General features: G+C 51.2%; 18 protein-coding genes. 4 read left to right on the forward strand and 14 right to left on the reverse strand.

Annotated features, from left to right (window positions below):
• Positions 1-31 precede the first annotated feature (31 nt).
• Together MHI42_RS07445 and MHI42_RS07450 are read left to right on the forward strand one after the other, a co-directional pair.
• Positions 32-1,159: a saccharopine dehydrogenase NADP-binding domain-containing protein gene (locus MHI42_RS07445; protein WP_342423345.1), complete on the forward strand. Its 1,128-nt coding sequence runs from the start codon at positions 32-34 to the stop codon at positions 1,157-1,159.
• Between the two features lie 126 nt (positions 1,160-1,285).
• Entirely contained in the window at positions 1,286-1,780 is a 495-nt protein-coding gene (locus MHI42_RS07450) for a MarR family transcriptional regulator (RefSeq protein ID WP_076246756.1), read from the forward strand.
• A 59-nt stretch (positions 1,781-1,839) separates the two neighbouring features.
• Here MHI42_RS07450 and MHI42_RS07455 read toward each other — a convergent pair whose 3' ends face one another.
• The 5 genes from MHI42_RS07455 to MHI42_RS07475 form a co-directional block, all read right to left on the reverse strand.
• The gene (locus MHI42_RS07455) at positions 1,840-2,661 is read right to left on the reverse strand and encodes a methyl-accepting chemotaxis protein (protein ID WP_042135993.1); all 822 of its coding nucleotides are present in this window, start codon (positions 2,659-2,661) and stop codon (positions 1,840-1,842) included.
• 92 nt (positions 2,662-2,753) lie between these two features.
• Positions 2,754-3,518, reverse strand: coding sequence for a DUF817 domain-containing protein (locus tag MHI42_RS07460; RefSeq protein ID WP_342424696.1), 765 nt, complete (start codon positions 3,516-3,518; stop codon positions 2,754-2,756).
• A 30-nt stretch (positions 3,519-3,548) separates the two neighbouring features.
• Positions 3,549-3,764 carry a helix-turn-helix transcriptional regulator gene (locus MHI42_RS07465; RefSeq protein WP_042135991.1) on the reverse strand — a complete coding sequence of 72 codons (216 nt, stop codon included), beginning with the start codon at positions 3,762-3,764 and terminating at the stop codon, positions 3,549-3,551.
• A 10-nt stretch (positions 3,765-3,774) separates the two neighbouring features.
• Positions 3,775-4,263 carry a DUF2975 domain-containing protein gene (locus tag MHI42_RS07470; RefSeq protein ID WP_039308893.1) on the reverse strand — a complete coding sequence of 163 codons (489 nt, stop codon included), beginning with the start codon at positions 4,261-4,263 and terminating at the stop codon, positions 3,775-3,777.
• 108 nt (positions 4,264-4,371) lie between these two features.
• A complete protein-coding gene (locus MHI42_RS07475) occupies positions 4,372-5,253 on the reverse strand; it encodes a LysR family transcriptional regulator (RefSeq protein WP_342423346.1) in 882 nt (293 codons plus the stop codon).
• 126 nt (positions 5,254-5,379) lie between these two features.
• On the opposite strand from MHI42_RS07475, the gene MHI42_RS07480 reads away from it, so the two are divergent.
• Positions 5,380-6,048: an O-methyltransferase gene (locus tag MHI42_RS07480; RefSeq protein ID WP_342423347.1), complete on the forward strand. Its 669-nt coding sequence runs from the start codon at positions 5,380-5,382 to the stop codon at positions 6,046-6,048.
• A gap of 101 nt (positions 6,049-6,149) precedes the next feature.
• Here the strand turns inward: MHI42_RS07480 and rhaM are convergent, their stop codons facing one another.
• The 9 genes from rhaM to MHI42_RS07525 form a co-directional block, all read right to left on the reverse strand.
• Positions 6,150-6,464 (reverse strand): L-rhamnose mutarotase, encoded by a 315-nt coding sequence (rhaM, locus tag MHI42_RS07485; RefSeq protein ID WP_039308886.1) that lies wholly within the window; start codon positions 6,462-6,464, stop codon positions 6,150-6,152.
• A gap of 124 nt (positions 6,465-6,588) precedes the next feature.
• Positions 6,589-7,677, reverse strand: a complete 1,089-nt coding sequence (locus MHI42_RS07490) for a rhamnogalacturonan acetylesterase (RefSeq protein WP_342423348.1) — start codon at positions 7,675-7,677, stop codon at positions 6,589-6,591.
• An 86-nt stretch (positions 7,678-7,763) separates the two neighbouring features.
• Positions 7,764-9,068: an ectonucleotide pyrophosphatase/phosphodiesterase gene (locus MHI42_RS07495; protein WP_342423349.1), complete on the reverse strand. Its 1,305-nt coding sequence runs from the start codon at positions 9,066-9,068 to the stop codon at positions 7,764-7,766.
• A gap of 1 nt (position 9,069) precedes the next feature.
• A complete protein-coding gene (locus MHI42_RS07500) occupies positions 9,070-10,296 on the reverse strand; it encodes an MFS transporter (protein ID WP_039308881.1) in 1,227 nt (408 codons plus the stop codon).
• Between the two features lie 620 nt (positions 10,297-10,916).
• The gene (locus tag MHI42_RS07505) at positions 10,917-11,687 is read right to left on the reverse strand and encodes an ABC transporter permease (RefSeq protein ID WP_342423350.1); all 771 of its coding nucleotides are present in this window, start codon (positions 11,685-11,687) and stop codon (positions 10,917-10,919) included.
• Position 11,688: 1 nt separating this feature from the next.
• The gene (locus MHI42_RS07510; protein WP_336102199.1) at positions 11,689-12,447 is read right to left on the reverse strand and encodes an ATP-binding cassette domain-containing protein; all 759 of its coding nucleotides are present in this window, start codon (positions 12,445-12,447) and stop codon (positions 11,689-11,691) included.
• A 23-nt stretch (positions 12,448-12,470) separates the two neighbouring features.
• Complete coding sequence (locus MHI42_RS07515; RefSeq protein WP_171718052.1) at positions 12,471-12,812, reverse strand: DUF1048 domain-containing protein; 342 nt, start codon at positions 12,810-12,812, stop codon at positions 12,471-12,473.
• Positions 12,813-12,824: 12 nt separating this feature from the next.
• Positions 12,825-13,172: a DUF1048 domain-containing protein gene (locus tag MHI42_RS07520; protein ID WP_171718051.1), complete on the reverse strand. Its 348-nt coding sequence runs from the start codon at positions 13,170-13,172 to the stop codon at positions 12,825-12,827.
• Entirely contained in the window at positions 13,169-13,477 is a 309-nt protein-coding gene (locus MHI42_RS07525) for a PadR family transcriptional regulator (protein ID WP_342424697.1), read from the reverse strand. The genes MHI42_RS07520 and MHI42_RS07525 overlap by 4 nt, the downstream gene beginning before the upstream one ends.
• Positions 13,478-13,700: 223 nt before the next feature.
• On the opposite strand from MHI42_RS07525, the gene MHI42_RS07530 reads away from it, so the two are divergent.
• The gene (locus MHI42_RS07530) at positions 13,701-14,252 is read left to right on the forward strand and encodes a dihydrofolate reductase family protein (RefSeq protein ID WP_342423351.1); all 552 of its coding nucleotides are present in this window, start codon (positions 13,701-13,703) and stop codon (positions 14,250-14,252) included.
• Positions 14,253-14,263 lie beyond the last annotated feature (11 nt).

The raw sequence follows: 14,263 nt of genomic DNA on the forward strand, positions 1-14,263 counted from the left end.
ACATTCAATATTCAAGGACGGAGAAGATACAATGAAAACAGATATTATAGTCATCGGCGGTTATGGTCATGTCGGGTCACAGATTTGCCGGCTTCTTGGCGGGAAGCATCCCGGGAAGGTCTATGCGGCGGGAAGAAACCTGAAACGTGCCGAAGAATTCTCCAGGAGTACGGGCGGTTATGTGAAGCCGCTGCGTCTGGCGGCAGAGGAGCCGCTGGACCAGAGGCTGCTTGAACGGGTGAAGCTGGTTGTGATGTGCCTGGACCAGCAGGATACCCGGCTGGCAGAAGCCTGCTTACAGAGCGGCACGCATTATGTAGATGTCTCGGCGAGCGGCGAGTTCCTCAGCAAGCTGCAGAAGCTGGACCCGGTGAAGAATGGCCTTCAGGCCGCCGCTCTGCTGAGTGTCGGTCTGGCTCCAGGACTGACCAACCTGCTCGCGGCACGGGCCATGCAGGAACTGGAGCATACCGAGTCCATTGATATCTCCATAATGCTCGGGCTTGGAGACAGCCATGGACAAGCCGCTCTGGAGTGGACCGTGGATAATCTGGGTGCAGCCTATGAGATTACTGATCACGGCAAAGCGCGCACGGCTTCAAGCTTCACCGGGAGCAAGTCCACCGATTTCGGCTTTGATCTGCGGACCCGGACAGCCTACCGGTTTCCCTTCTCTGATCAGCAGACTCTGCCTGTAACTTTAGGCGTTCCATCTGTTTCCACCCGGCTCTGCTTCGATTCCCGCATCTCTACCTCCGCTGTTGCTGTGCTGCGCAGATTAGGTCTGCCTGCGCTGCTGCGGAACAGAACCTGCCGTAACATCGCTGTACGGGCTTTCGGCAAATTCAGGTTCGGCTCGGCACGCTTCGCGGTTAAAGTGGATGCCTATGGGTTGAAGAACGGCAAGCCCATGCAAATAGAATATGGAATAGAAGGCGTACATGAAGCAGACATTACTGCAATAACTGCCGCTGGTGCAATCCTTGACCTCTACGAGTCTGCACCTCCGCCAGGTGTCTATCATATTGAGCAGTTATTCACACTTCAGCCGGACGGGAACCGTCTGTCACTGGTATCCGCAGGGAAGGCCGGAACCGGCGTAAGTATGGCCTACCCTCTGAACGGCGTCACTTTCTGGACGCGGAGTACTGTCCGATAGATTCTCTTTTTGCAAATAATGAAGCGATTCGCTACAATAAATGAATCATTAAACGTCCGCCAAACATCTTAAATTTGCAATTCTGGCGCTTCCAAGCTATCTATCTCTCCTTAAGGAGGACTACTCATGTCCAGCCAAGAACCCGTTCAGCCGACAGAGCTCCAGGAACAATTCACCCTGCTGATGCGCGGACTGGGAACCCGGACGGTACAATACCAGCAGAATGTGGCCTCCGCCCTCGGACTATACAATAATGACTTCATATCCGTAGATATCCTGCGTGAAAAAGGTCCGATTACCGCCGGAGAACTGTCGAAGCTAACCGGACTGACTACCGGCAGCGTCACCGCATTAATCGACCGGCTGGAGAAAACCGGCTATGTCCGCAGAGAAAATGACCCGGGTGACCGCCGCAAGGTGATTATCGTTCCGCTGTATGAGCATAAAGCGGATGTCATTGAGACCTATTCCACACTTCATTCGGCTATGATTGCCTTGGCTGCTTCATATACGGAAGAAGAGCTACTGCTGATTACTCAGTTTCTGGGCAAAGCTGGCGCAGTGCTGGAGCAGCAGATCGATCACCTGAATGCCAATCCTCCGGGCAGTTCTAATTCCTGACGCCTTCCTGAATACAACAAGGCGGCCGTTAACCTAACGGCCGCCTTGTTTATGCTATTTTATTGGATTACGGATGAAATGAATCTGGCCATCTCCCCGCTGGTCTCATTCAGCTTCTCAATGACATCGCTGAACTGGGTTACGAGCTCAGCCTGCGCCGAGGAAGACTTGGCAATTGCCTCAATCTCCTGCTCCATCTCCCGGATCGAGCGCTGCACCGTGCTAAGAGAATCCTCGATCGACTTCGTAGCTTCCTTCGTATGTACCGACAGCTTGCGGACCTCTGTCGCCACCACACCGAAGCCTGCCCCCTGCTCTCCGACCCGCGCAGCCTCAATTGCCGCATTCAGGCCCAGCAGATTCGTCTGCTCGGAGATCTCCCGGATGAATCCGGCAACCTTATTCACCTGCTTGGACTCTTCCACCGTCTTGCGGGAATTGTCCAGAATCTGCGCGGTTGTCGCCGACAGCTCCTGAGACTGGGCCGCCACATTCTGAACCATATCCACAAGCTGGCCGCTAATCTGATTGATGCTTTCCGTCAGCTGTTCCATTTTATCTTCATTTTCCAGCGTATAGGCAATTGCGAAAGCCCCTATAACTTCACCCTCCGTACCGTAAATCGGGACTGCCGAAGAAATGACAGTTGCTCCATACAGCTCAGGTGACAACCGGTTTGTCGTCGCACGACCTGCCAGGGCATTGCCGAGTGACGGATCATCCGGCGAAACGGGACTTCCTTTGGTTAAGCCGAAATCCAGCACTTTGCTGGGTGCATAATAATGAAATATTTCCCGATCCGTAATGCCGATCATAATATCCTGTGCGTGAATCTGTTTGAAGAAAGGTGCTGCTGCGACCAATGCTGCCAAGTTATCCATAAGCATCTCCTAAATGTGAATGTTTAGAATTATTATCGACACATTTAGCCGATTAGTGAAGAGTGCTGATTATGAATTATGAACGTCCTGAATTATGAACGCCCTGCCTTAACATGCTTAAGCTGAGCCACAATAATGACGCTGATGATAATCAGCAGAAACCATGAGCTGATCTTGCTGAAGCCCACCAGATGCCAGGCTTCGTGCTGGTCGGGATATTTCCAGGCACCCAAGAAGGTAGCGATATTCTCAGCGATCCAGATGAAGAAGCCTACAATGAAAAAAGCCAGCGTCAGCGGCATCCGGTACGTCCGCTCCTGCACCCGGTAGATGATCCATGTCCTCCAAAAAACAATTACCACGAGCGCCGTCAGCCACCAGCGGAAATCCGGAATGAAGTGGTGCGTGAAAAAGTTCAGGTAGATCGCTCCGCCCAGCAATCCCGCAGAGGCCAGCCCCGGCCAGCCGGTCATGTCCATCTTCAGCCTGCGCCAGATCTGGCACATATAGCTTGCCACGCTGGCATACATAAACCCGCTGTACAGCGGTACCCCGAGCAGCTTCGTGTATCCCGGATCAGGGTATGCCCATGAGCCCATTCTTATTTTATAAATCTCCAGCACCAGACCAATCACATGAAATACGCAGATTACCTTGATCTCATCGAGGGTCTCCAGCCCGCTGCGGTACATAAGGTACTGCACGGTCAGCAGGATCAGCAGAATGGCATCATACCGGTGGATGAAGGGCAATTCTACTTTACTGGTAAGTATCAGGGTTCCAAAGATCGCAACGGGAAAAATGCAGCTCATCGCGTGATGATAGCCGAAATGCAGCAGCCGTACCAATGATTTCAACATCGTCCTCTCCTCGTTCCCCGCTCCCTTTTATTCTGTAGCTTCCGGAGTGTATTCTAATATATCTCCCGGCTGACAATCCAATGCCTTGCAAATCGCCTCGAGCGTTGAGAACCGGATTGCCTTCGCCTTACCGTTCTTGAGTATAGACAGGTTAGCCATTGTTATGCCCACCTTCTCCGTAAGTTCAGTTACACTCATTTTCCGTTTCGCCAGCATCACGTCAATATTGATTATAATCCCCATGGTCATCACCTCAGACTGTCAAATCATTTTCAGATTTTAGTTCAATAGCTTCGTTCAACAGCTTCTGGAGCACTGCAGCGAATACAGCGATCACCATGGAAGCCAGGATAATGATCATTCCGATGACGATAATCCCCGGGGCATCATCCCTCTCCGCCATCAGATAGAACAGGGGCATGCCTATAACAAACATACCGCTGATGGCGACTGCACAGTTCTTGATATTCTTCAGCACCTGTACAGAGGTATCCGAGAATGCCTTGTTCTGGTCGATGTAGCCTAACAGCTTAAAGGCCTGATAGAGTGCGATGTAAAAAGGCAGTGCCGCCCCGTACAGATCGATCATTACGAGAGCCTGTATGTAAGCCATATCCGGATACAGCTCTGCTGCAAACCCCGCGATCTCCGGCACTACAAATACACATAGAGCAAGTGCAGCCAATCCAAACAGCACAATCACTGCCTTCAAAAAAGTGGTCGACCCTGGTTTGCGTTTCATTGTAAAAGCACCTCACTTCAGAATTGTGAGTTTAATTTACCACATAATTTATCGTTTATCAATATATTTAGATCGAAATATGATATTTAATTATTGTTTATCTGTTACTCATTGGCGGCAGATATCAATAAACTGCTGCAGCGCGGCAGGCAGGGATTCATTCTTACGTGTGCAGACAGCAATATGGTTGCTTAGGTGAATCCCCTCCACATGCACACGGGAGAGCTGCTTCCACTCCACATATTCGCGCACGGCGAGAGAGGAGATGAAGTTTGCACCATACCCCGCGATTACCGAACGGATGGCTTCACCCAGTCCGCTGAATTGCAATGCGACCTCTGGCGGCTTCAGGCCATAAGTCGTACATAACGAGACAAGGCGCTCTCTTGTTGAGCTGCCCTCCTCCCGCATAATGAACGGCTCCCGCATCATCTCCGGCAGTGAAACCGTATGGTCTGCATAGGGATGGGAAGGGGCTACCACGAACCACAGCTCATCCTCGAAAAGCTCCAGCCAGTCGACATCCTCCGGCTTCTCCTTGGCCCCGCCCCCATAGAAGGCAACGTCTGCTTCATGCCGCTGCAATTGCTCAAAGGCCTGCTGGGAGTTCGTTGTTGTAATCTCGATCTCAATCCCGGGATGTCCCGCTTTGAATCTGGCAGCCCAGCCGGGAACCAGGAAATTAGCCGGCAGATAAGTAGCGGCGATACGCAGCTTCCCTTTTTTGCCCTGGCGGTAGTCTTCTACAAATTCATCCATTTGTTCCTCATAGGTGAAGAGATTCCCTGCCTGCTTCGCCAGTTCTGTTCCAAAGGAAGTAAGTGAAATTCCGCGGCCGCTGGGGTTAAACAAAGGCAGTCCCAAATCCTTCTCGAACTTCTTGATTTGGCTGGTAACCGCCGGCTGGCTGATATTGAGCCGTGCAGCCGCCTTCGTGACGCTGCCCGTCTCGGCAACATAATAAAATAGTCTTAGTGCATGCAGGTTCATGCAGATCGCCTCGATTCATAATCAAATTATATGTAAACTACAAAAACATATATTAGTTTTATGAATTATTTTACCTTATATTTAAAACAGATCCAATACAACACTTAACCAAACGGAGGGATTCACATGAAAGAACAGAACAAATGGAGTAAGGTGGACGCGTATTTCAATGACCAGCTGCTGGCGGCAGATCCGGTGCTGGACGCCGTTCTGGGCGCTAATGAAGGTGCAGGATTACCGGCGATTGATGTTGCTCCGAACCAGGGGAAGCTGCTGTATCTTCTGGCTAAAATGAAAGGCGCCGTTAATATTCTGGAGATCGGCACGCTGGGCGGCTACAGCACTATTTGGCTGGCAAGGGCGTTGCCGGAAGCAGGAAGACTGGTTTCGCTCGAGTTCGAGCATGACCATGTAGTCGTCGCTGAGGATAATCTGAGAATGGCCGGGTTAGCGGATAAAACGGAGGTGATTGAGGGGCCGGCACTTGAGACGCTGGCGACACTTGAAGCCCGGGGGCATGGCCCTTTTGACTTCATCTTCATTGACGCCGACAAACCGAACAATCCCCATTATCTGAAATGGGCATTGAAGCTGGCCCGGCCGGGAGCGGTAATTGTAGCCGATAACGTGGTGCGTGATGGTGAGGTCATTCAGGCGCAGAGTACAGATGACCGCGTACAAGGCATCCGCCAGTTTATGGACCTGCTCTCCGCCGAGCCGCGAATCGAGGCTACTGCACTGCAGACGGTAGGCAGCAAGGGATACGACGGCTTCGTGCTTGGCATTGTTATTTGAATGTCCTCCCCGGATCGAACGGCGGTGCACTTTATGACCCCTTTGCTAGCTATACAATATAAAAGTGCCCCGCAATATCACAGGGCACTCTTGGCTATCGGTTATTTTAAGTAGAATACATCTTTCAAATTCTTGGACACCGGGCTGTGATCAGGGTTAGTCTCCATTAACGGCTCCATATACACCCACCACTTCCGGCAAATCTCCGTCTGTGACATCTGATCCCACCGCTCTTCGTCTTCAATCTCTACGTAAGCAAACAGGCTGCCCGTTTCTTCATCCAGAAAAATAGAATAATTATGTGCGCCATGGTTCTTCAGCTCTTCAGCCATCTCCGGCCAAAGCTCATCATGACGACGTTTGTACTCCTCATAAGCATCGGGATAAACATGCATAACACTCGCTTTTCTAATCACTGTTCAGCTCTCCAGACATATAGGGGTGTAGTTAAAACTTAAGTGAACTATTATATTGAACATTATAAAGTATAGATGAACTTTATTGAATATAAATAAACACAAATAAACTCGAATATCTGGCTTAAATTAAGGAGCCCCCTATATCGCTGATCAGATGCTGCTTGAGCTTGTCCGCCTCTGACTGCTGTATCCCCTTCGCTACCAGTCTGGCCATTTCTATCGCCCCGGCTTCCGAGAAATGCGTGTTATCCTCTGCTCCCTCAGGAAGGTTAGCATATTGGCCCGGTTCCGCCCACAGAAATACTTGCTTGGAACGCGCTTCACCAAGCTCCTCAAAATATACTTTGCTGAGTGAAGCGAGATCCACAAAGGGTACAGCTTCCCGGACGGCCAGCTGCCTCATAGCTTCAATATAATCCCCGTGGGTATTCCGGATGGCCCCATCCTCCTCGAAGAACCGCCGGTGCATGGGCGCTACAAGCACAGGATACGCACCGGCTGAGCGCGCAAGATCAATATATTGCTTCAGGTAGTGCTGATAGGTTGTGAACGGACCCGCACCTTCTTCTGTTTCTTTCTCATCGTTGTGGGCAAATTGGACAAGCAGGAAGTCGCCCTTGCGCAGTCTTTTGGCTATCCGCAGCAGACGGCTCTCCTCAATAAAGGTTCTGGCGCTTCTGCCGGAACGTGCATGATTCGCCACAGCAATGTCCTCATCCAGGTACAATCCGATCATTTGACCCCAGCCTGTATAAGGGAATTGCCCCGAGGCCTGATCCGTTACGGTAGAATCTCCGGTAAGAAATAGAGTAGGGATGGGGCTTACCCGGTTAACCGTAACCTGCCGCACACTTGGTGCAGCACCGCCGAAAGCCAGTTTGAGCACACCATCCTCGACATGCACAGCAAAGATGCGGGTGGTGATCTCACCGGGCCCGGTCTTCACCTCAAGCAGCCGGATCCGGCCGAGTCCTTCTCTTACGGTAGTAACGGCGGAGGTGTCCGGCGAACCGATCTCCAGCGTTACGGTGTAATTACCATTCGGCACATCCATCAGCAGCGTCGGTACTATAGGAGAGAAGTAATCCCCGGGCCATGAATCCTTGAGCTCCTCATTCTTCGAGCCTGCTGGCGCTGCGGCAAAGCCATAACCCTTTTCCATGTCATACTGACATTCTGGTGCGGGTACAAACGAATAGTTAAATATCATACGGGCATCCACCTTTCTTTTCCCGTCTACACTAATTCATCCGGATATAGAAGACAATCGGACTCTTTTGCCGGTTTTGCACTTTTTTATTCCCGGACAATCTCCTCAAGCACTCTCCCGTCCCCGTGCCCGAAATCGATCCCCAGAATTCTTCCCAGCGTTGGCGCAATATCGACCATTTCGATGTCGCCGATGGAATAGTCCTGTTTAATCATGCCGCCGGAGACGACAAAATTGCACCGGTAGCCGCTTTTGTCAGGAGAATAACCATGCGTAGCATAACGAACTCCATGTGCCTGCAAATCGACAACCAGTTGCTCCTCCAGACTCTCATCAAAACAATAACCGCGCTTCGCTTCCAGCATCACTCTTGTGGAATGGCTTGCATGAAGACGGTCTAATGTCTCTCTGTGGTATACGCTTTCAACCCCTGATATTTCATTCTGCCTATATTCTTCAATAGCCGTGAGCGCGAGCCGTTCTGCTTCTTCGTCTCCCGGCCGGACATGCAGGTACGCTGAACCTCCGCCGCACTGGAAGTATGCCAGCCATTTCATTACGCCGCCCTCTTCATAGATCAGACCCTTTGCCTGCAAAAGCTTGTTCAAATGCACTTTGTAGCGCACATTGAACTGGCCGTGGTCTCCGAGCACCATAATTACCGTATCCTGCCTGATCCCGGCATCTTCCACAGCCTGCAGGATCTCACCCAGCCGGTTATCCATGCGCAGGATGACTTCTTTCACCTCATCGCTGTCTGTCCCATACAGATGTTTGGCATCATCCAGGTCAATCAGATGCATCATGAGCAGATTAGGCTTGTTGCGCTTAATCGTGTCTATCGCACACTTCGTTGTAAAGTCATCCAGATAAGGCTGGGTAATCCCTTGCCTGATCCGGCCGTATTTCAGCTCCATCCGGATGCAGTAGGCGGGACTGCCGCTTCTCAGCACCTTAAGTGCCTGATTCTCCCCTTTCAGCGCCCTGATTTCCGGGATATTATACCGGATCGAGGACTTGCCCGAAACCGGCCAGAGGAGTCCGGCGGTACTGAGCCCTGCCTTACGTGCAGCATCATAAATTGTCGGTACCTTGACCGACTCACGGAACCAGAACCAGCGCTGATCCTCCTCCTTCACGAACGGCTGCAGCGGATTGTTGTGGTGAATGCCGTGCTTGTCCGGATGAACGCCGGTAGCGATGGTGGAATGAACCACATAGGTGAGTGTGGGATATACGCTCCGCAAGCGGTTGCTGTGGGCACCTTGCTTAATCAGTTTGGATAAATTGGGCAGCCGGCTGGCCAATTCCCAGTTGTCCTCCGAGAAGGCATCGTAGGAAATGACGATCAGATGTTTAGCTAATGGCGCGCGAGGCGTTGTCGGTTCCATGTCAGTTCCCCTTAGGTAGTGTGATGAAGATGAAGAATCCGATCAGAAACAGCGGAATTATGGATAAAATGCTAAAGCGGGCCTCGCCCGTTAACGTCGTAGTCAGAGACATCAGTGCCGGGCCGAGAATTGCTGCGAACTTGCCGAAGATATTATAGAAGCCGAAGAATTCATTGGAATTCTCCTTCGGGATGATTTTGGCGAAATACGAGCGGCTGAGCGCCTGGATGCCGCCCTGGGCCGAGCCGATCAGCGCGCCGAGAATAAAGATATGCCACACTGAGGTGATGAAGAAAGCCGCAATACACGAAATGATATAAGTGAAAATCCCGAAGATAATAAGCTTGCGGGCAGAGTGGGTTTTGGCCAGATTACCATAGAGGATCGCACACGGAAAGGCAATGATCTGGATGATGAGCAGAATGCCCAGCAGGGTGAAGGTGTCCAGGGAATCCCCGCCCAGTACCGAAGTCGCATACGGCACCACCATTTTAATAATGGTATCTACCCCGTCGATATAGAAGAAATAAGCAATCAGGAACACAAATACAATTTTGTGCTGGCGGATATTCATGAAGGTGTTCGCCATTCTTTTGAAGCTGTTTGCAACCGGATTAGGTTCAGGCTCAATGTAGTAGCGCTGCTTCACATCTCTGATCATAGGCACAGTGAGCAGCCCCCACCATAGTGCAGTGATGATGAATCCGATCTGATAGCCGATGGCCTTATCCATCCCCATCATGAAGATCAGCAGCAGACTGATTCCGAACGGAATACAGCTGAAGATATAACCGAAGGCAAACCCTCTCGTCGATACCTTATCCATCCGCTCATCGTCTGTAATATCGACCAGGAAGGAATCATAGAAGATATTGGCCCCGGCAAACCCGACCGCTGACAGAATGTAAAAGGCAATCAGCAGCTGCCATTGTCCGCTATCCGGTGACACGAAGGCCAGGGAAGCCGTCGCAAGCACGCCTACCGCAGCGAAGAAGATAAAGAAGCGCTTCTTCCTGTCCTTGTAATCGGCAATCGTCCCCAGGATCGGACTGAGCACCGCCACCAGAATACTGGCAATGGAATTGAAATAGCCCAAATCCATACTGCTGCCCACAGTGGTGAACATGCCGAAGATAATGGGCAAAAGCGCCGTAGTCACCGCCATCGAGTAGGCAGAATTACCGCAGTCATACAGAATCCATGATTTCTCCTCTTTACTCAGCTTCATCTAATCTTCTCCTCCAATAACCGATTGTTTCAGTTATATCACGCGAACATATGAAGCATGTTAATGGGATGTAAAATCACAGAATCTCTGGTTTAGTGGCTATAGCCTTCCCAATATCCTGCAATATACATGGTCATTATAACCTGAATTACCAATGGATAGGGTGAAAAATATAGATTAAGCTCACTAGATTCACGGAATATACGGGCAGAGGGCGCTGCAGCAGGATGGAGACTTTTCAGTAAACACTGTAGACTAAATGTTGTACGTTTTACAACTTTGGATCATTGATAGTTAGGTTTCCGGGAGGATTGTTGTATAAAATACAAGAATAATTCGGCTAAGCCGCTTGAAAAAGGTAAAATCCTGCATTTCATACAACAATTCCGGATTTGGGGCGATATATGAGGGGAAATGTTGTATTCTGTGCAGGATTTCATGACAAGTCATCAGAAATCAGCCACAGAAAGCCGATGAACCGGTAAAACCACAGCTAAGGCGTCAAAGAACACCAGCAATTGAAACGCTGAGCCAATACCTAGGCCGCACGCAGAAATGGCGCCTGTCCCGGAAGGTTCGGGAAGGCGCCATGCTTTTAATATCAGAAACCGGGCAGCCGTTCACGCCGCCTTCCGTTTGTATATGCGCATCGCAAACAGATATGCGGCAATCAGTATCCCCAGGCACCAGGCAAGTGCAGTCCAGATGTCATGTCCGGCAGGCTGCCCCGCCAGCAGGGCGCGGATAGTCTCCACTATGGAGGTCACCGGCTGATTCTCGGCAAAGGCGCGGACAGCCCGCGGCATGGTTTCAGTCGGCACAAATGCGGAGCTGATGAAGGGAAGGAAGATTAGCGGGTAGGAAAAGGCGCCTGCGCCGTCCACCGATTTGGCGGACAGTCCGGCAATCGCCGCGATCCAAGTCAGGGCCAGCGTGAACAGTGCGAGTATACCGGCCACGGCAAGCCATGCCAATACGCCAGCCGGAGAGCGGAAACCCATAAGGAGCGCTACAAGAATGATGACGGCAACCGAAATCGCATTGGACACGAGTGAGGTCAGCACATGTCCCCAGAGCGCCGCCGAGCGCGCAATCGGCATCGAGTGGAACCGTTCGAAGATGCCGCTCTGCATATCCATGAACAGCCGGTAGGCCGTATAAGAGATGCCGCTGGCAATTGCGATCAGCAGGATGCCGGGCAGCAGGTAATTCACATAGCTCTCCGCGCCGGTCTGAATTGCACCGCCGAATACATAAACGAACAGCAGCAGCATGGCAATCGGAGTGATGGTGACTGTGATGATGGTATCCAGGCTGCGGATAATATGGCGCATGGAACGTCCAAGCATAACGCTCATATCACTGAAGAAGTGTCTCGCTGTCATTTCCATTTTACTTTCCCTCCCTATTACCGGTGATGGCAAGGAATATCTCTTCTAATGTGGGTTGTTTCTCCACATACTCCACCTTGTCAGGCGGGAACAGCTTCTTCAGCTCCGTGAGTGTGCCGCTGGCAATAATTCTGCCCTCATGCAGAATAGCGATTTGATCGGCCAGCTGTTCGGCCTCCTCCAAATACTGCGTGGTCAGAAATACAGTCGTGCCCTTAGCGGCAAGCTCTTTGACTGTCTTCCAGACTTCGATCCGCCCTTCGGGGTCAAGTCCGGTGGTCGGCTCGTCGAGGAAGATAAGCTGCGGTTCTCCCACAAGGCTCATGGCGATGTCGAGCCTCCGGCGCATCCCGCCTGAATAGGTTGATACTCTGCGGCTCCCGGCTTCAGTCAGGCCGAACCGCTTCAATAGATCGTCTGCTATCTGAAGCGGTTGGTTAAGGTGCCGAAGCCTGGCGATCATGATCAGATTCTCCCGCCCGGTCAATATCTCATCCACGGCAGCAAACTGTCCGGTCAGGCTGATCGACTGGCGTACATGATCTGGCTTCGATGCGACATCAAAGCCGTTTACGGTGGCACTTCCCCCATCCTGTTTCAGCAGCGTAGTAAGGGTTCTGACTATCGTCGTCTTGCCCGCACCGTTGGAACCGAGCAGAGCGTAAATTTCGCCGCTCCGCACCTCAAAGTCGACGCCCTTCAGAACTTCTATATTATTGAAGGACTTTCGCAGACCTTTCACTTCAATGGCATTGCCCATTTCGGCTCCCCCGTTCACTTTGTTTAGTCCGTAGCCTTTTTCATGGCCTTAGCTACTTCCTGGTCCACAGATTCCTGATAGAGGTCAGCGTAGGTTTTGGAATCTTTGATGAGCTCGTCGCAGAAGGCCGCTACGTCACTGCCCGTCACCTCGAGCACCCCTTTCCCCAGTGCAGCGCCCTCCTCAAAAAGATCGACAATCCCCGAAAGCAAGCCATTCCCCTCTGTCAGCTCCACAGGACCGACCTTAAACAGATATTTTTGCAGCTCTTTATAGACAATCTGGTAATCCTGCGGCAGTGCTTTGACACGCGCAACATGCGCCCGCCACTCTTTTTTGCCCTCGATCATATCCCGTATTTTCATTGTATCCTCCTCCTACTTCCCTAATTTCCGGGCAATATTATCATTAAGCTGCTGGCGCCACTTGTCGCGGTAAGACTTTGCCCCTTCTTCACCCGCCAGCGCTGAACAGAAGCCCCGGATATCGTCACCTAATACCTCCCGGGCATTCTGGCCGTCCGCCGCCGTTTCTTCCAGCAGGCCAAGCACACCGTCAAGAATGGGCATGAGGTTACGACCGGTGAAATCAGAGTGCGGCCAAAGCTCAGCTTTAATTTTCTCCCAGGCCGCCTGATAATCAGCCGGGAGCTTTTTTACCCGCAGCTCAAAAGCCTGGAATTCTTTGGTCATATCTCTGCCGGTGATCTTTTCCCAAAAATTCATTGATTTCTCTCCTTTAGCTCGTTCATTTTGGATGATACAAACTCCCATTTCCCCCAAAACTTCTGCAGCTCCTCACGCCCCGCATCATTCAGCGCGAAGAACTTTCGCGGCGGCCCCATATCCGAAGGCTTCTTAGTGGTATCGACCAGCTGGCTTTTCTCAAGCCGGATCAGAATGGTGTACACCGTTCCCTCTACAACATCAGCGAAGCCGAGGGCATTCAGCTGCCTTGTGATTTCATAACCGTAGGTTTCGTTGCGGCTTATTATCTCAAGGACACAGCCTTCAAGTACACCCTTGAGCATTTCCGTTAGATTATCCAGCACAATTCCTCCTTACTACTCTGTATGACTGGTATTCAGTATTACTTACTACCACTACATAGTAACACATAGTAGCGGATTGTCAATAGCTGTTAATCTGATTAAGCTGATAATCAAGTTAAAGGGCAGGTTTGTTTTAACCTCGCTCGTCCGTTAAACTTAAGCTGTATTTAGTGGGCTAAAATGTAACATAAGGAGGCTGCATATGGGACGTGTAATTCTACAGATGAATGTGACACTGGACGGTTGCTGTGACCACACTCAGGTAATTGCGGATAAAGAGCTGCACCAGTACACGGTGGACTTGATGGACCAGGCCGATGGTCTGCTATTTGGACGTAAAGTTTACCAGCTGATGGAGAGTGCTTGGCCAGCCATTGCTAGCAGCGGTGAAGGACCTCCATTTATGGTCGACTTTGCACGTAAGCTCGAGCGGAAAACGAAGTATGTCTTCTCGCGGACGCTGGATCACCTGTCGTGGCAGAACTCTTTTTTGCTAACGGGGACCGTATCAGAGGAAGTGCAGCAGCTTAAGGCAGAAGGAAAGAGCCTGATCGTTAACGGCGGTCCCGGCCTGGGCTCCACTCTGGCAGGGCTAGACTTGGTGGATGAATATCAATTCCTGGTACAGCCAATCGTTGCCGGACACGGTCCTAAGTTATTGGGGGGAATCCGTGACCGGCTGGATCTGAAGCTGAGCGGGACCACAACCTTCGGCTCCGGCGTCGTGGTGCTCCGCTATACGCCCGTCCGTTAACCGCCTTGATC

The sequence above is a fragment of the Paenibacillus sp. FSL E2-0178 genome, from assembly GCF_038593005.1.
Classification (GTDB): Bacteria; Bacillota; Bacilli; order Paenibacillales; family Paenibacillaceae; genus Paenibacillus_AQ; species Paenibacillus_AQ phytohabitans.